Raw genomic sequence first — 17,515 nt, forward strand, 5'->3', positions numbered from 1 at the left:
CATGCAGATGGGCCTGGATTTCACCCTGGTCGCCGAAGTCGAAGAGCTGGTGGCCGGTGTCGATGAAGTCGGTCGCGGCCCGTTGTGCGGCGCGGTCGTCACCGCAGCGGTGATCCTCGATCCGAACCGGCCGATTCTCGGTCTCAACGACTCGAAAAAACTCACCGAAGCCAAGCGGGAAAAGCTCTACGACGAAATTTGCGAGAAGGCGCTCAGCTGGTGCATCGCCCGCGCCGAGGTCGAAGAAATCGACGAACTGAACATCCTTCACGCCACCATGCTGGCAATGCAGCGCGCTGTTGCTGGCCTGCACATCCAGCCGAAACTGGCGATGATCGACGGCAACCGCTGCCCGAAACTGCCGATGCGTTCCGAAGCGGTGGTCAAGGGCGATAGCAAGGTCCCGGCCATCGCCGCGGCCTCGATTCTGGCCAAGGTCAGCCGCGACCGCGAGATGGCGGCGTTCGAATTGATCTACCCGGGTTACGGCATCGGTGGCCATAAAGGTTACCCGACGCCCGTTCATCTGGAAGCGCTGGTGCGGCTCGGGCCGACGCCGATTCACCGGCGTTCCTTTGCCCCGGTGCGGCAGGCTTATGAAGCGCTGGAAGGTCTCGCGCAGGTTTAGCGGCGAGGCTGATGTTTTGTTCGGGGCCCGGTACAATCCGGGCCTTGTTGTCTCTATGTAACTGGACAGGATCACTATGCCGGCTTCATTCGTTCATCTACGCCTGCACACTGAATACTCCCTGGTCGACGGGCTGGTGCGGATCAAGCCGCTGGTCAAGGCCCTGACCGGCATGGGCATGCCGGCCGTTGCGGTGACCGACCAGAACAACATGTGTTCGCTGGTCAAATTCTATAAAAACACCATGGGCGCGGGGATCAAACCGATCTGCGGCGCCGACCTGTGGCTGTCGAACAAGGACCCGGATGGTCCGCTGAGCCGCCTCAGCCTGCTGGTCATGAATGCCCAGGGCTATCGCAACCTGACCGAGCTGATTTCCCGTGGCTTCATCGAAGGTCAGCGCAACGGCATGATCATCATTGAGCGCGAATGGGTCGCCGAGGCCAACGAGGGCCTGATCATGCTGTCCGCCGCCAAAGAAGGCGAGATCGGTATGGCCATGATCGGCGGCAACCCTGCCGAGGCCGAAACCCTGGCGCGCGAATGGATGGCGGTGTTCCCGGATCGTTTCTATCTGGAAGTCCAGCGCACCAACCGTCCGAATGACGAAGAACAACTGCACGGCGCCGTGGCCCTGGCCGACAAGCTTGGCGCACCACTGGTCGCCACCAACGATGTGCGCTTCATCAAGCAGGAAGACTTCGCCGCTCACGAAACCCGCGTCTGCATCGGTGAGGGCCGGGCCCTCGACGATCCGCGGCGTTCGAAGAACTACAGCGATCAGCAGTACCTGAAAAGCGCCGAGGAAATGGCCGAACTGTTCAGCGACCTGCCGGATGCGATCGAGAACACCGTCGAGATCGCCAAGCGCTGCAACATCGACGTGAAGCTGGGCAAGCACTTCCTGCCCGACTATCCGATTCCCGATGGCATGACCATCGACGAGTATTTCCGCAAGGTGTCGTTCGACGGTCTGGAAGATCGCCTCAGCGTGCTGCTGCCCAAGGACACCACCGAAGACTACGAGGCCAAGCGTCAGGTCTACGTCGACCGGCTGAATTTCGAGCTGGATATCATCATCCAGATGGGGTTCCCCGGTTACTTCCTGATCGTGATGGACTTTATCCAGTGGGCCAAGAACAACGGCGTGCCGGTGGGCCCTGGCCGGGGGTCGGGTGCCGGATCGCTGGTAGCCTATGTGCAGAAGATCACCGACCTCGACCCGCTGGAATATGACCTGCTGTTCGAACGTTTCCTCAACCCGGAACGGGTATCGATGCCCGACTTCGACGTCGACTTCTGCATGGATGGTCGCGACCGGGTAATCGATTACGTGGCCGAAAAGTACGGCCGTAACGCCGTAAGCCAGATCATCACCTTCGGTTCCATGGCCGCGAAGGCTGTGGTGCGCGACGTGGCGCGGGCCCAGGGCAAGTCGTTCGGCCTGGCGGATCGCCTGTCGAAGATGATTCCGTTCGAAGTCGGCATGACTTTGGAAAAAGCCTACGAGCAGGAAGAAATCCTGCGCGACTTCATCAAGGTCGATGAAGAAGCGGCGGAAATCTGGGAGATGGCGCGCAAGCTCGAAGGCGTGGTGCGTAACGTCGGTAAACACGCCGGTGGTGTAGTCATCGCGCCGACCAAACTGACCGACTTCTCGCCGATCTATTGCGACGAGGCCGGCGACGGTCTGGTGACCCAGTTCGACAAGGATGACGTTGAGGCGGCCGGTCTGGTGAAGTTCGACTTCCTCGGCCTGCGGACCCTGACGATCATCGACTGGGCGCTGAAAACCATCAACCGCGACCGCGCGAAGGTCAACGAGCCGCCGCTGGACATCGCGTTCATCCCGCTGGATGACAAGCCGACCTATCAGCTGCTGCAAAAAGCTGAAACCACTGCGGTATTCCAGCTCGAATCCCGTGGCATGAAAGAGCTGATCAAAAAGCTCAAGCCCGACTGCCTCGAAGACTTGATCGCACTGGTGGCCCTGTTCCGTCCGGGCCCGCTGCAGTCCGGCATGGTGGATGACTTCATCAACCGTAAGCACGGTCGCGCGGAACTTGCTTATCCGCACCCGGATTACCAGTACGAAGGTTTGCAGCCGGTGCTGGCGCCGACCTACGGCATCATCCTGTATCAGGAACAGGTGATGCAGATCGCCCAGGTCATGGCCGGTTACACCCTCGGTGGTGCGGACATGCTGCGTCGGGCGATGGGCAAGAAGAAACCCGAGGAAATGGCCAAGCAGCGCGGCGGTTTCATTGAGGGTTGCGCGTCGAACAATATCGACGCGGATCTGGCCGGTAACATTTTTGACCTGGTAGAGAAATTCGCCGGTTACGGCTTCAACAAATCCCACTCCGCCGCCTACGGCCTGGTGTCGTACCAGACTGCCTGGCTGAAGGCTCACTACCCGGCGCCATTCATGGCCGCGGTACTGTCGGCGGACATGCACAACACCGACAAGGTCGTGACCTTGATCGAGGAAGTGCGCACGATGAAGCTGCGCCTCGATGCGCCGGACGTGAACACTTCGGAGTTCAAGTTTACGGTGAACGACGAAGGCCGCATCGTGTATGGCCTGGGTGCGATCAAAGGCGTCGGCGAAGGCCCGGTGGAAGCAATCACCGAGGCGCGTCAGGCCGGTCCGTTCAAGGATTTGTTCGACTTCTGCGCCCGGGTCGACCTCAAACGCATCAACAAGCGCACGCTGGACGGTCTGATCCGCAGCGGCGCGCTGGATCGCCTCGGCCCGTATTTCCACGACGAACAAAAGGCTTATCAGGCCAACATCGACCGCAACCGCGCCGTGCTGCTGGCGGCGATGGAAGAGGCGATCAAGTCGGCCGAGCAGACCGCGCGCACCCGTGACAGCGGCCACGCCGACCTGTTTGGCGGGCTGTTCGTCGAGGAAGACGCGGACGTTTACGCGATCCACCGCAAGGCGAAAGAGCTGACGCTCAAGGAACGCCTCAAAGGTGAAAAAGACACCTTGGGCCTGTACCTGACCGGTCACCCGATTGACGAGTACGAAGGTGAAATCCGCCGTTTCGCCCGTCAGCGCATCATCGACCTGAAACCGGCCCGGGACACCCAGACCGTGGCGGGGATGATCATCGCCCTGCGGGTGATGAAGAACAAAAAGGGCGACAAGATGGGCTTCATCACCCTCGACGACCGCTCCGGGCGGATCGAGGCGTCGCTGTTCGCCGATGCGTTCCACTCCGCGCAATCGCTGCTTCAGACCGATGCGATGGTGGTGGTCGAAGGCGAGGTCAGCAACGATGACTTCTCCGGTGGTCTGCGGCTGCGGGTCAAGCGGGTGATGAGCATGGAAGATGCGCGCACCAACCTGGCCGAGAGCCTGCGCCTGAAGTTGCAGACCCAGGACCTGAAAGGCGATCAGCTACGCTGGTTGGGTGATTTGCTCAAGCGTCATCGCGGGGCGTGCCCGATCACCATGGAGTACACCAGTCCCGATGCGAAGACCTTGCTACAGTTTGGCGAGACCTGGCGGATCGACCCGGCGGATGCCTTGATTCAAGCCCTGCGTGACCAGTTCGGGCGAGACAACGTCTTCCTCCAATACCGTTGACCGGCAGGTGCCATCAAAGCGCCTGCTCACAACCTGAATTTTTAATCTCGACCTCAGCGCGCCTCTCCCTTAAGGTAGGGCGCGAATAGACAACCGGCCGGCCCAAGCTCATTTGGGACACGACCCAAGACGGACGCCTATGAACCCGAATTTTCTAGATTTCGAACAGCCGATCGCCGACCTGCAAGCCAAGATCGAAGAGTTGCGCTTGGTCGGTAATGACAATTCGCTGAATATCGGCGATGAGATCTCCCGCCTGCAGGACAAGAGCAAGACGCTGACCGAAGACATTTTCGGCAAGCTGACCAGCTGGCAGATCGCTCGTCTGGCGCGTCACCCGAAACGTCCTTACACCCTGGACTACATCGAGCACATCTTCACCGAGTTCGACGAACTGCACGGTGACCGTCACTTCTCCGACGACGCGGCCATTGTGGGCGGCGTGGCACGTCTGGAAGACCAGCCAGTGATGGTGATCGGTCACCAGAAGGGTCGTGAAGTGCGTGAAAAGGTACGCCGCAACTTCGGCATGCCGCGTCCGGAAGGCTACCGCAAGGCTTGCCGCCTGATGGAAATGGCCGAGCGTTTCAAGATGCCGATCCTGACCTTCATCGACACCCCGGGTGCCTACCCTGGCATCGACGCCGAAGAGCGCAACCAGAGCGAAGCGATTGCCTGGAACCTGCGCGTCATGGCTCGCCTGAAAACCCCGATCATCGCCACCGTGATTGGTGAAGGTGGTTCCGGCGGTGCACTGGCGATCGGCGTGTGCGACCAGCTGAACATGCTGCAGTACTCGACCTACGCGGTGATTTCGCCGGAAGGTTGCGCTTCGATTCTGTGGAAAACCGCAGAGAAAGCGCCGGATGCTGCTGAAGCGATGGGCATCACTGCCGAGCGTCTGAAAGGCCTGGGCATCGTCGACAAGGTGATCGGCGAGCCTCTGGGTGGCGCTCACCGCGATCCGGCTGCGGCCGCTGCCTCGATCCGCGCCGAGCTGAGCTCGCAACTGGCGATGCTGAGGAAGTTCGACAACGAAGCGCTGCTCAAGCGTCGTTACGATCGTCTGATGAGCTACGGCCTCTAAGTCGAGCCGTTTCGGCCAACGATGCAAAACACTGTGGGAGCGGGCTTGCCCGCGAATGCGATGTAACATTCAACGACTGTGTTGGCTGTTTCACCGCTTTCGCGAGCAAGCCCGCTCCCACATTTGGTTTGTGAAAAGGTAGAAAAATGGGTCAGCCCTCGATTGATTTGCCTTCCAGGCTTCTGCGCAATCTCAAGCCCTGGCTCGGTGCTTCCCATTGGCGCATCGCCTTCTCCGGTGGCCTCGATTCCACCGTTCTGCTGCACCTTCTGGCCAGTCTCGCCAAAACCCGATCCATTCCGGCACTAAGCGCCATTCATGTCCATCACGGCCTTCAGGCTGCGGCCGACGCGTGGCCGGCGCATTGTCAGGCTGTCTGCGATGAACTGGCGGTGCCGCTGCAAGTGGTGCGTGTGCAGGTGCAGCCGGGCGCCAGTCTGGAGCGGGCTGCGCGGGATGCGCGCTATGCAGCGTTCAGTGCGGCGACTCAGGCCAATGATGTGCTGCTGACCGGGCAGCATCGCGATGATCAGGCTGAAACGCTGTTGTTTCGCCTGCTGCGTGGCGCCGGTGTGCGTGGGTTGTCTGGAATGCCGGCCACGCGAGCGCTGGGGCAGGGCAGTCTGGTTCGGCCGTTGCTCGACGTTACGCGTGCAGAACTGGAAGCCTATGCGCAGAGCCATAGCCTGCGTTGGGTCGAGGACCCGTCGAATCAGGATCGGCAGTTCTCACGCAACTATCTGCGCCATCAGGTCCTGCCGCTGCTGACCGGTCGCTGGCCGCAGGCGCATGCCAGCATGGCTCGCAGTGCGGCGCATTTGCGTGAGGCGCAGGGGTTGCTTGATGAGCTGGCGCAAATCGATCTGGCTCAATCGAGCTTGCCCATTGCGCTCGAGTGGTCTGGATTGCCGTCACTGGAGTTCGCAGTCATCGAGAGTTTGTCCGAGGCCCGTCAGCGAAATGCACTCAGCCACTGGCTTGAACCTTTGACCCGACTGCCGGATACCGACCATTGGTCGGGTTGGGCGGACCTGCGTGATGCCGGCAACGATGCCTCGCCTGTCTGGCGCCTGGCGGATGGCGAGCTGCATCGCAGCGCCGGTCGCTTGTGGTGGCTCAGCGGGCAATGGCTACGTACGCCGGTGGTCAGCGGCGACTGGCATGACCTGTCGTCAGCGCTACGCTTGCCCGATAACGGACGTGTCATGTTCATCGGCCAGACTCCCGTCGGGCCGCTGCAGATCCGCTATCGGCAGGGCGGCGAGGTGATGCATCTGGCGGATCGCGGACATCGCGATCTCAAGCGCCTGCTCAATGAGCGCGCGGTGCCGGGCTTCGTGCGTGGCAGATTGCCGCTGCTGTTTCGCGGTGAAGAATTGCTCGCCGTGGCGAACCTGCCGGGGCTCGACGGCAATGCAATGGAAGGCTGGCGATTGCATTGGCAGCCTTTGGACGAAGATCAAGGTTTGAGATGAAGGGGGCATTCCGGTAGACTACGCTCCCTTCTTGATACAACTTCTGTGGATTCGCCTGAATTGCAGGAGTTGCCGATTACCAAGCAGTCTTTGCTGGGCGATTCCAAAAAATGTGTAGCGAGCAACGTACCGGTGTTTTCACTTCCGGTCTGTCCCAACGCGGCGGTTTTTTTGAAAGGTGCACTGTGATTAATGCAGGTGATCGGGGGCTTCGGCCTTCCTTCGCTTTCCCCGGCGGCTCGGACCGCTTTAACGCAGACTTCTAGGGTTTTTCATGACGCGCTACATATTCGTCACGGGCGGTGTTGTTTCTTCTTTGGGGAAAGGCATTGCATCGGCTTCATTGGCGGCCATCCTGGAGGCGCGGGGGCTTAAGGTCACCATGCTGAAGCTGGATCCGTACATCAACGTCGACCCGGGCACCATGAGCCCGTTCCAGCACGGTGAAGTGTTCGTCACCCACGACGGCGCCGAGACCGACCTGGACCTGGGCCACTACGAGCGGTTCATCCGCACGACCATGACCCAGAACAACAACTTCACCACCGGCCGTGTCTACGAACACGTGCTGCGCAAAGAGCGCCGTGGTGACTACCTGGGTGCAACTATCCAGGTGATTCCGCACATCACCGACGAAATCAAGCGTCGCATCATCAAGGGCGCCGGCGATGCCGACGTGGCCCTGGTGGAAATCGGCGGTACCGTTGGCGACATCGAATCGCAACCGTTCCTCGAAGCCATCCGCCAGCTGCGTGTGGAAGTCGGTTCCAAGCGCGCGATGCTGATGCACCTGACCCTGGTTCCGTACATCGCCACCGCAGGCGAGACCAAGACCAAGCCGACCCAGCACTCCGTGAAGGAACTGCGTTCGATCGGCCTGCAGCCAGACGTGCTGATCTGCCGCTCCGACCATCCGGTGGATGTGTCGTCGCGTCGCAAGATCGCGCTGTTCACCAACGTTGAAGAGCGTGCGGTGATCTCCCTGGAAGACGTCGACACCATCTACAAGATCCCGGCCGTGCTGCACGCTCAGGGTCTGGACGATTTCGTCGTCGAGCGTTTCGGCCTGCAATGCAATGGCGCCGACCTGTCCGAGTGGGAAAAGGTCGTTGATGCCAAGCTCAATCCAGAGCACGAAGTCACCATCGCGATGGTCGGCAAGTACATGGAGCTGCTGGACGCCTACAAATCGCTGATCGAAGCGATGAGTCACGCCGGCATCACCAACCGTACCAAGGTCAACCTGCGCTACATCGATTCCGAAGACATCGAGAACCAGGGCACCGCGCTGCTGGAAGGCGTCGACGCGATTCTCGTACCGGGCGGCTTCGGTCTGCGCGGCGTGGAAGGCAAGATCACCGCCGTTCAATACGCTCGCGAAAACAAGGTTCCATACCTGGGTATCTGCCTGGGCATGCAAGTGGCAGTCATCGAGTTCGCCCGTAACGTGCTGGGCTGGAAAGACGCCAACTCCACCGAGTTCGATCGTGCCAGCGGCCATCCGGTTGTCGGTCTGATCACCGAGTGGGAAGACGCTACCGGTGCAGTCGAAACCCGTACTGAAGCATCCGATCTGGGCGGCACCATGCGCCTCGGCGCTCAGGAATGCCTGCTTGAAGCCGGCTCCAAGGTGCACGACTGCTACGGCAAGGATGTGATTGTCGAGCGTCACCGTCACCGTTACGAAGTGAACAACAACCTGCTGCCGCAAATCATCGAGGCTGGCCTGAAAATCTCCGGTCGCTCTTCCGATGCTGCGCTGGTTGAAGTGGTCGAAGCCCCGGATCATCCATGGTTCGTCGCTTGCCAGTTCCACCCAGAGTTCACCTCGACGCCACGCGATGGCCATCCGCTGTTCAGCGGCTTCGTCAAAGCGGCATTGGCTCAACACCAGAAGAAGGCGTAACCCCGATGGCACAGAAGATCATCCGCGTCGGCGACATCGAGATTGCCAACGACAAACCCATGGTGCTGTTCGGCGGCATGAACGTGCTGGAAAGCCGTGACATGGCCATGCAGGTTTGCGAAGAGTACGTGAAGGTCACCGAAAAACTCGGTATCCCTTACGTTTTCAAGGCCAGTTTCGACAAGGCCAACCGTTCTTCTGTGACCTCCTATCGCGGTCCTGGCCTGGAAGAAGGCATGCGCATCTTCCAGGACATCAAACAAGCCTTCGGCGTGCCGATCATCACCGACGTCCACGAGCCTGACCAGGCCGCGGTCGTCGCTGAGGTCTGCGACATCATCCAGCTGCCGGCCTTTCTGTCGCGCCAGACCGATCTGGTCGTCGCGATGGCCAAGACCAATGCCGTCATCAACATCAAGAAAGCCCAGTTCCTCGCACCTCAGGAAATGAAACACATCCTGAACAAGTGCGTGGAAGCGGGTAACGATCAGTTGATCCTCTGCGAGCGCGGTTCGAGCTTCGGCTACAACAACCTCGTGGTCGACATGCTCGGCTTCGGCATCATGAAGCAGTTCGAGTACCCGGTATTCTTCGACGTGACCCATTCGCTGCAAATGCCTGGCGGTCGTTCCGACTCCGCCGGCGGTCGCCGCGCCCAGGTCACCGACCTGGCCAAGGCTGGCATGAGCCAGTCGCTGGCGGGCCTGTTCCTCGAAGCGCATCCGGATCCGGACAACGCCAAATGCGACGGCCCTTGCGCCTTGCGTCTGGACAAACTGGAGCCATTCCTGGCCCAGCTCAAAGCCCTGGACGAACTGGTGAAGAGTTTTCCGACGGTAGAAACCGCGTAAACCTCAATTCTCCGGTAAAGTACCGCACGATTTGTCGCTCATGCCCTCGGGTATGAGCGTTGTCGTCTGCAAGCTGCCCGCTGCACACCACTTGCCGACGGTAAAAAGATTTCCTCTAGCTGCGTCGTTTTCGTCAACTTTGGAGTGTTTACAACAATGGCAAAAATCGTCGACATCAAAGGTCGTGAAGTTCTCGACTCCCGTGGCAATCCCACCGTGGAAGCGGACGTGCTTCTCGACAACGGCATCATCGGCAGCGCTTGCGCGCCGTCCGGTGCATCCACTGGCTCGCGTGAAGCGCTCGAGCTGCGTGATGGCGACAAGAGCCGTTACCTGGGCAAGGGCGTGCTCAAGGCGGTAGCCAACATCAACGGTCCGATCCGCGATCTGCTGCTGGGCACCGACCCAAGCGACCAGAAAGCGCTGGATCACGCGATGATCAAGCTGGACGGTACCGAAAACAAAGCGACCCTGGGCGCCAACGCCATCCTCGCCGTGTCCCTGGCTGCGGCCAAGGCGGCTGCACAGGATCAGGACCTGCCGCTGTACGCTCACATCGCCAACCTGAACGGTACTCCGGGTGTTTACTCGATGCCGGTTCCGATGATGAACATCATCAACGGTGGCGAACACGCCGACAACAACGTCGACATCCAGGAATTCATGGTTCAGCCGGTTGGCGCCAAGTCTTTCTCGGAAGGTCTGCGCATGGGCACCGAGATTTTCCATCACCTGAAAGCTGTGCTGAAGGCCCGTGGCCTGAGCACTGCTGTCGGTGACGAAGGCGGTTTCGCGCCGAACCTGGCGTCCAACGAAGACGCACTGAAAGTGATCTCCGAAGCTGTTGCCAACGCCGGTTACAAGCTGGGCACCGACGTGACCCTGGCTCTGGACTGCGCGGCCAGCGAGTTCTTCGAAGACGGCAAGTACAACCTGTCCGGCGAAGGCCAGGTGTTCACCGCTGAAGGTTTCGCCGACTACCTGAAAGGTCTGACCGAGCGTTACCCGATCATCTCGATCGAAGACGGCCTGGACGAGTCCGACTGGGCTGGCTGGAAGATCCTCACCGACAAGATCGGCGAGAAGACCCAGCTGGTAGGCGACGACCTGTTCGTGACCAACACCAAGATCCTGAAAGAAGGCATCGATAAAAAGATCGCCAACTCGATCCTGATCAAGTTCAACCAGATCGGCACCCTGACCGAAACCCTGGAAGCCATCCAGATGGCCAAGGCTGCCGGTTACACCGCCGTGATCTCGCACCGTTCGGGCGAAACCGAAGATTCGACCATTGCCGACCTGGCTGTGGGTACTTCGGCTGGCCAGATCAAGACCGGTTCGCTGTGCCGTTCAGACCGCGTTTCCAAGTACAACCAACTGCTGCGTATCGAAGAGCAGTTGAATGGCAAGGCCAAGTACAACGGTCGCAGCGAGTTTCGCGGCTGAGCAGTAAATGATAGAAAGACACCGGATTGTGTCGGAAAAGTCGTGACAGCGATGGATTTGCCACTAATCTGATGCCTTATATGCACAAGCCTGGATATTCCAGGCTTCGTGCTATCAGATGCTTCAAAGTTTTGGCGTGGCTGTCTTTTTTCACTGGATACCTGATATTCGATGCGCAGTCCTTACTGGTTGTTTCTCGTTTTGCTCTTGCTGCTGGCCGGTCTGCAGTACCGCCTGTGGGTGGGCAATGGCAGTCTGGCGCAAGTCGCCGAACTGAATCAGCAAATTGCTGATCAACACGCCGAGAACGAAGCCCTGCTGGAGCGCAACCGGGTGATGGACGCTGAGGTCAGCGAGTTGAAGAAAGGCATGGAGACCGTTGAAGAGCGGGCTCGTCACGAACTGGGCATGGTCAAGGACGGCGAAACCCTTTACCAGTTGGCCCAATGATCGATTCCCTGCCGGCCTTCTGGGCCGTGATTCCTGCCGCGGGCGTCGGTGCCCGAATGGCCGCGGACCGTCCCAAGCAATACCTGCAACTGGGCGGGCGCACAATTCTCGAACACAGCCTCGGCTGTTTCCTCGATCACCCGAGCCTGAAGGGCCTGGTGGTCAGTCTTGCCGTCGATGATCCCTATTGGCCGAACCTGGCCAGCGCCAGCGATCCGCGAATTCAGCGTGTTGACGGTGGTGCCGAACGTTCCGGCTCAGTGCTCAACGCCTTGCTTCATCTGCATGCCCAAGGTGCCGACGACGAGGACTGGGTGCTGGTGCACGATGCGGCGCGGCCCAATCTGAGCCGTGACGATCTCGACAAATTGCTCGCTGAGCTGGCGAACGATCCGGTCGGCGGCCTGTTGGCCGTGCCAGCGAAGGACACCTTGAAACGGGTCGACAAGCACGGTCGGGTGGTGGAAACCGTCGATCGCAGTGTGATCTGGCAAGCCTATACGCCGCAGATGTTCCGCCTCGGTGCGCTGCATCGGGCTTTGGCCGACAGTCTGGTGGCCGATGCAGTGATCACCGATGAAGCCTCGGCGATGGAGTGGGCCGGCATGGCGCCGCGCTTGATCGAAGGCCGTGCGGATAACCTGAAAGTGACTCGCCCCGAAGACCTCGAATGGTTGCGTCAGCGCTGGGCCATCCGTCGTTAAATCCGATACTCCGGCCGTTCGGCCAAGCCCTCCTTGAGAAAATCCACCAGTTTGCGCACCTTCGGCGACAAGTGCCGTTGCTGCGGATACAGCGCCCACACCGCCGTATTCGGCGGTTGATGCGCCTCCAGCAAAGAAATCAACGCACCGCTGTGCAGATGCTCCAGCACGTAATAGTCCGGCAACTGACACAGTCCGACACCTTGTAGTGCCGCATCGAGCACCGCTTGCCCACTGTTGCAGCGCCAGTTTCCCTGTACCCGCTGGGAAAATTCCCGCCCGTTTTGTTCAAGCTGCCAGATGTCCGAACTGCCGATCAGGCAATTGTGTCGTCCCAGTTCCGACAAACTGTGTGGGCGTCCGTACCGTTCAAGGTAGGAAGGCGATGCACACAGATACATGCGTCGCGGTGCAAGGCGAGTCGCCACCAGCCGGGAGTCCTGAAGACGACCGAGGCGGATCGCCAGGTCCAGGCCTTCATGCACAAGATCGAGTTGCCGGTTAGTCAGTTCAATATCGATGCGCAGTTGCGGGTAATGCCCCATGAACCGGGTCACCAGCGGCACGATGAAGCGTTCGCCATAGGCCACGGCGCAGGTCATGCGCAGCATGCCTTTGGGTTCGCTGGTCAGGTCGCCGACTGCGCGCAACGCTTCTTCGCGACCATCCTGCAGACGCTGGCAATGTTGCAGGAAGGTCTGGCCGGCTTCGGTAAGCGTGACGCGCCGGGTGCTGCGATACAGCAGTCGCGTCTGCAAACGCTCTTCCAGCCGTACGATTTGTCGACTGATGTGCGAGGAAGAAACGCCCAGGCGTTCGGCTGCCGCGGTGAACTGGCTGCAATCGGCAACGGCGACGAACTCGTCGATGCCTTCCCAGCGGTTTTCGGACATGGGGATTATCCCTGTATGGCAATAATGTTTTGCTTTTGCCCGGATTATTCATCAAGCAGCGCTGGACTACACTCCCTGTCTGGTTTTTTATTCAATCGATTCACTGGAGAGTCAGCATGATCAAGTCGCGCGCCGCCGTTGCCTTCGAGGCCAAGAAGCCGCTGGAAATCGTAGAAGTCGATGTCGCCATGCCCAAGGCCGGTGAAGTGTTGCTGCGCGTCGTGGCTTCCGGGGTTTGCCACACTGACGCCTACACCCTGTCCGGCGCGGACCCGGAAGGTATCTTCCCGTCGATCCTCGGCCACGAAGGCGGCGCCATCGTCGAAGCGATCGGCGAAGGCGTGACCTCGGTGGCCGTCGGCGACCACGTGATTCCGCTGTACACCCCGGAATGTGGCCAGTGCAAATTCTGTAAGTCGGGCAAGACCAACCTGTGTCAGGCGATTCGCGCCACTCAGGGCAAGGGCCTGATGCCGGACGGTACTTCGCGCTTTTCCTACAAGGGCCAAACGATTTTCCATTACATGGGTACTTCGACGTTCTCCGAGTACACCGTGCTGCCGGAAATCTCCGTGGCCAAGATCTCCAAGGATGCCCCGCTGGAAAAGGTCTGCCTGCTCGGTTGCGGCGTGACTACCGGTATCGGCGCAGTGATCAACACCGCCAAGGTCAAACCAGGTGACACCGTGGCCATCTTCGGTCTCGGCGGCATCGGTCTGTCGGCCGTGATTGGCGCGGTGAAAGCCAAGGCCTCGCGCATCATCGCCATCGACATCAACCCGGCCAAGTTCGAAATCGCCAAGCAACTGGGTGCGACCGACTGCGTGAACCCGAAAGACTTCGATCGTCCGATCCAGGAAGTGATCGTCGACATGACCGATGGCGGCGTCGATTTCTCCTTCGAATGCATCGGCAACGTGCAACTGATGCGCGCAGCCCTCGAGTGCTGCCATAAAGGCTGGGGCGAGTCGGTCATCATCGGTGTGGCCGGTGCCGGCCAGGAAATCGCTACCCGTCCGTTCCAGTTGGTCACCGGCCGCGTCTGGCGTGGTTCGGCGTTCGGTGGCGTGCGTGGCCGTACCGAATTGCCAAGCTACGTCGACATGGCGCAAAGCGGCGAAATCCCGCTGGATACTTTCATCACTCACACCATGGGCCTGGAAGACATCAACAAAGCCTTCGACCTGATGCACGAAGGCAAGAGCATTCGCACCGTCATTCATTTCTGATCAATCGCGATGCCACGGCTGCCGATGTGCAGCCGTGGCTGCGTAGGAGTCCTACATGAGTCTGGAAAACATCTCCTGTCAGAAAAGTTTCGGCGGTTGGCACAAGCGCTATCGCCATCGTTCCGAAGTGCTGGGTTGCGACATGGTGTTTGCCGTGTATCTGCCGCCGCAGGCAGAGCAGGGCGGCAAGTTGCCGGTGCTGTACTGGCTGTCGGGCCTGACCTGCACGGACGAGAACTTCATGCAGAAGGCCGGCGCGATGCGCATGGCGGCAGAGCTCGGCCTGATCATCGTGGCGCCGGACACCAGTCCGCGCGGCCCGGATGTGCCGGGTGATCCTGACGGGGCCTGGGATTTCGGCCTCGGTGCCGGGTTTTATCTGAATGCCACGCAGGAACCCTGGTCGCGACACTATCGGATGCATGACTACGTCGTGCAGGAATTGCCTTCACTGGTCGAAGCGCATTTCCCGGCCTCGGACAAGCGCAGCATCAGCGGCCATTCCATGGGCGGTCACGGTGCGCTGGTCTGTGCGTTGCGCAATCCGGGTCGTTACCAGTCGGTTTCGGCGTTTTCGCCAATCAACAATCCGATCGACTGCCCGTGGGGCCAGAAGGCATTCACCCGCTATCTGGGCGAAGACCGTTCGAAATGGCGCGAATGGGATGCCTGTGCACTGATCGCCGAAGCGGACGAGAAACTGCCACTGCTGGTCGATCAGGGTGACCGCGACGACTTCCTCGCCACCCAACTCAAACCCGAAGCCCTGCAACAAGCGGCAAAACAAGCGGGCCACCCGCTGACGTTGCGCCTGCAACCGGGCTACGACCACAGCTATTTCTTCATCGCGAGCTTCATCGACGACCACTTGCAGCATCACGCACGCGCCCTCAAGGGCTAATGCAGGTAGAATCACGCCCTGACAAAATTCGGGGCGTTTTTTTATGCGTATTGGCCACGGCTATGATGTGCACCGTTTCGCTGAAGGCGATTTCATTACTCTGGGCGGCGTGCGAATCGCACACGGCTTCGGGCTGCTCGCTCACTCCGACGGTGACGTCCTGCTGCATGCCTTGAGTGACGCCTTGCTCGGTGCCGCTGCGCTGGGCGATATCGGCAAGCATTTCCCGGACACCGACCCGCAATTCAAGGGTGCTGACAGCCGAGTGCTGCTGCGTCACGTGGTCAGTCTGATCCACGCCAAAGGCTGGAAGGTCGGCAACGTCGACAACACCATCGTTGCCCAGGCACCGAAGATGGCCCCTCATATCGAATCGATGCGCGCGCTGATTGCCGCGGATCTGCAAGTAGAACTGGATCAAGTGAACGTGAAAGCCACCACCACCGAGAAGCTTGGCTTCGTCGGTCGCGAAGAAGGCATCGCCGTGCATTCCGTTGCCTTGTTGCTGCGCGCATGAACGAACTGCAACTGCTCGGCCCACGTGCCTATGGCGACGCCCTCGGCACCGCGGTACTCAAAGCCATCGCCGAAGATTTTCAGGTCGATGAAGTCCTCGACATTCCGTTCAGCGGTGACGGCGAGCACCTGTGGATCTGGGTGGAAAAGCGCGGCCTGAATACTGAAGAAGCCGCGCGCCGTATCGCCAAGGCCGCCGGTGTGCCTCTGCGTACGGTGAGCTACGCCGGGCTCAAGGATCGTCAGGCGCTGACCCGTCAGTGGTTCAGCGTGCAATTGCCGGGCAAGGCCGATCCGGATCTGTCGGCGGCGGAAAACGACACGCTGAAAATCCTCAAGACCACCCGCCACAAGCGCAAGCTGCAGCGCGGTGCGCATTCGGCCAACGGTTTCACCCTGCGCCTGACCCAGTTCAATGGCGACAAGGCTGCCATCGACGAGCGCCTGCAACTGATCACCAAACAAGGTATCCCGAATTACTTCGGCGCCCAGCGTTTTGGCCATGACGGCGGCAACGTGGTCGATGCCCGTTCGTGGGCTGCGCGCAAGGCACTGCCGGAACAGCGCAATGTGCGTTCGCGCCTGCTGTCGACCGCGCGCAGTTTTCTGTTCAATCAGGTGCTCGCAGCGCGGGTCGCCGATGGCACTTGGCAGCGTGCCCAGGTCGGCGATCTGCTGGCGTTTACCGACAGCCGCAGCTTTTTCCCGGCTGGTGAGGCCGAGTGCAGCGACCCGCGCTTGGCGATCCTAGACCTGCATCCGACCGGTCCACAGTGGGGCGAAGGTGACTCGCCGGCGGCCGGGGTTGTCCATGATCTGGAGCAGGGGATTGCCGCACGCGAGGCGGATCTGCGCGATTGGTTGATTAATGCCGGTATGAGCCACGAACGTCGCATCCTGCGGCTGCCCATTGGCGGGTTGACGTGGCATTATCCCGAGCCTGACATTCTGCAACTGGAATTCGTCCTCCCGGCCGGATGCTTCGCCACCGTATTGGTGCGCGAACTCGTTGATCTGGTGCCGGTGGGGCAGACGGACAGCCCATGCGTATTCTGATTTCTAACGACGATGGGGTGACTGCGCCCGGTCTTGCCGCGCTTTATGCTGCGCTGGCGGATTACACCGAGTGCGTGGTTATCGCCCCGGAACAGGACAAGAGCGGTGCCAGCAGCTCGCTGACACTCGACCGTCCGCTGCATCCGCAATACCTGGCCAACGGCTTTATCAGCCTCAATGGCACACCGACCGATTGCGTCCATCTGGGGCTCAACGGGTTGCTCGAACGCGAGCCGGACATGGTGGTTTCGGGCATCAACCTGGGCGCCAACCTGGGTGATGACGTGCTGTATTCCGGAACGGTGGCAGCCGCCCTCGAGGGCCGCTTTCTCGAGCGCCCGTCGTTTGCCTTCTCGCTGGTTTCGCGCCAGGTCGACAACTTGCCCACGGCCGCCTACTTTGCGCGCAAACTGGTCGAGGCCCACGCCGGGCTCGATCTGCCACCGCGCACGGTGCTGAACGTGAACATTCCGAATCTGCCGATCGATCACATTCGCGGCATTCAACTGACCCGTCTCGGCCATCGCGCCCGTGCGGCGGCACCGATGAAAGTCGTGGACCCGCGCGGCAAGGCCGGTTACTGGATCGCAGCGGCAGGTGATGCGGAAGACGGCGGGCCGGGCACCGATTTCCATGCCGTGATGCAAGGTTACGTATCCATCACTCCGTTGCAGCTCGATCGCACCTTCAATGATGCCTTCAGAAGTCTCGACGGCTGGCTGGAGGGGCTCAACTGATGGCTCGTGAACAAGACGACAGGCTGCGCAGCGGCATC

The 17,515-nt window shown here is 60.3% G+C and carries 15 protein-coding genes; 14 read left to right on the forward strand and 1 reads right to left on the reverse strand.

Translation table 11 applies throughout. The annotated features are described in order from the left end of the window. The first annotated feature begins 1 nt into the window (after position 1). The 9 genes from rnhB to ispD all read left to right on the forward strand — a co-directional run bounded on the left by rnhB (position 2) and on the right by ispD (position 12,145). Entirely contained in the window at positions 2-628 is a 627-nt protein-coding gene (rnhB, locus tag AC0R79_RS06825; protein WP_007954798.1) for a ribonuclease HII, read from the forward strand. Between the two features lie 76 nt (positions 629-704). After that, a complete protein-coding gene (gene dnaE, locus AC0R79_RS06830; RefSeq protein WP_221532913.1) occupies positions 705-4,226 on the forward strand; it encodes a DNA polymerase III subunit alpha in 3,522 nt (1,173 codons plus the stop codon). A 139-nt stretch (positions 4,227-4,365) separates the two neighbouring features. Further along, positions 4,366-5,313 (forward strand): acetyl-CoA carboxylase carboxyltransferase subunit alpha, encoded by a 948-nt coding sequence (locus AC0R79_RS06835; RefSeq protein WP_474733807.1) that lies wholly within the window; start codon positions 4,366-4,368, stop codon positions 5,311-5,313. A 146-nt stretch (positions 5,314-5,459) separates the two neighbouring features. Next, the gene (tilS, locus tag AC0R79_RS06840; RefSeq protein WP_474733808.1) at positions 5,460-6,788 is read left to right on the forward strand and encodes a tRNA lysidine(34) synthetase TilS; all 1,329 of its coding nucleotides are present in this window, start codon (positions 5,460-5,462) and stop codon (positions 6,786-6,788) included. A gap of 274 nt (positions 6,789-7,062) precedes the next feature. Then, positions 7,063-8,694: a CTP synthase gene (locus tag AC0R79_RS06845; protein ID WP_007954805.1), complete on the forward strand. Its 1,632-nt coding sequence runs from the start codon at positions 7,063-7,065 to the stop codon at positions 8,692-8,694. 5 nt (positions 8,695-8,699) lie between these two features. After that, a complete protein-coding gene (kdsA, locus tag AC0R79_RS06850; protein WP_007954807.1) occupies positions 8,700-9,545 on the forward strand; it encodes a 3-deoxy-8-phosphooctulonate synthase in 846 nt (281 codons plus the stop codon). A 156-nt stretch (positions 9,546-9,701) separates the two neighbouring features. Next, positions 9,702-10,991 carry a phosphopyruvate hydratase gene (gene eno, locus AC0R79_RS06855; protein WP_007954808.1) on the forward strand — a complete coding sequence of 430 codons (1,290 nt, stop codon included), beginning with the start codon at positions 9,702-9,704 and terminating at the stop codon, positions 10,989-10,991. Positions 10,992-11,162: 171 nt separating this feature from the next. Further along, positions 11,163-11,441, forward strand: a complete 279-nt coding sequence (gene ftsB / locus AC0R79_RS06860; RefSeq protein ID WP_003222158.1) for a cell division protein FtsB — start codon at positions 11,163-11,165, stop codon at positions 11,439-11,441. Continuing rightward, positions 11,438-12,145 (forward strand): 2-C-methyl-D-erythritol 4-phosphate cytidylyltransferase, encoded by a 708-nt coding sequence (gene ispD / locus AC0R79_RS06865; RefSeq protein WP_474733812.1) that lies wholly within the window; start codon positions 11,438-11,440, stop codon positions 12,143-12,145. The genes ftsB and ispD overlap by 4 nt, the downstream gene beginning before the upstream one ends. Here the strand turns inward: ispD and AC0R79_RS06870 are convergent. After that, positions 12,142-13,038 (reverse strand): LysR substrate-binding domain-containing protein, encoded by an 897-nt coding sequence (locus tag AC0R79_RS06870; RefSeq protein ID WP_474733814.1) that lies wholly within the window; start codon positions 13,036-13,038, stop codon positions 12,142-12,144. The genes ispD and AC0R79_RS06870 overlap by 4 nt on opposite strands. A gap of 116 nt (positions 13,039-13,154) precedes the next feature. Between AC0R79_RS06870 and AC0R79_RS06875 the strand changes: the two genes are divergently transcribed. The 5 genes from AC0R79_RS06875 to surE are packed head-to-tail and all read left to right on the forward strand — an operon-like array spanning position 13,155 to position 17,477. Further along, positions 13,155-14,267: an S-(hydroxymethyl)glutathione dehydrogenase/class III alcohol dehydrogenase gene (locus AC0R79_RS06875; RefSeq protein WP_007954819.1), complete on the forward strand. Its 1,113-nt coding sequence runs from the start codon at positions 13,155-13,157 to the stop codon at positions 14,265-14,267. A 55-nt stretch (positions 14,268-14,322) separates the two neighbouring features. Next, positions 14,323-15,168 (forward strand): S-formylglutathione hydrolase, encoded by an 846-nt coding sequence (gene fghA, locus AC0R79_RS06880; protein WP_085605227.1) that lies wholly within the window; start codon positions 14,323-14,325, stop codon positions 15,166-15,168. Positions 15,169-15,211: 43 nt separating this feature from the next. Continuing rightward, complete coding sequence (gene ispF / locus AC0R79_RS06885; protein WP_007954821.1) at positions 15,212-15,685, forward strand: 2-C-methyl-D-erythritol 2,4-cyclodiphosphate synthase; 474 nt, start codon at positions 15,212-15,214, stop codon at positions 15,683-15,685. Continuing rightward, positions 15,682-16,740: a tRNA pseudouridine(13) synthase TruD gene (gene truD, locus AC0R79_RS06890; RefSeq protein WP_085688685.1), complete on the forward strand. Its 1,059-nt coding sequence runs from the start codon at positions 15,682-15,684 to the stop codon at positions 16,738-16,740. Before ispF ends, truD begins: the two co-directional genes overlap by 4 nt. Continuing rightward, on the forward strand, positions 16,728-17,477 hold the full coding sequence (surE, locus tag AC0R79_RS06895) for a 5'/3'-nucleotidase SurE (protein ID WP_007954824.1): 750 nt from the start codon (positions 16,728-16,730) through the stop codon (positions 17,475-17,477). Before truD ends, surE begins: the two co-directional genes overlap by 13 nt. The last annotated feature ends 38 nt before the right edge of the window (positions 17,478-17,515 follow it).

This window comes from Pseudomonas sp. HD57-3 (genome assembly GCF_056113135.1).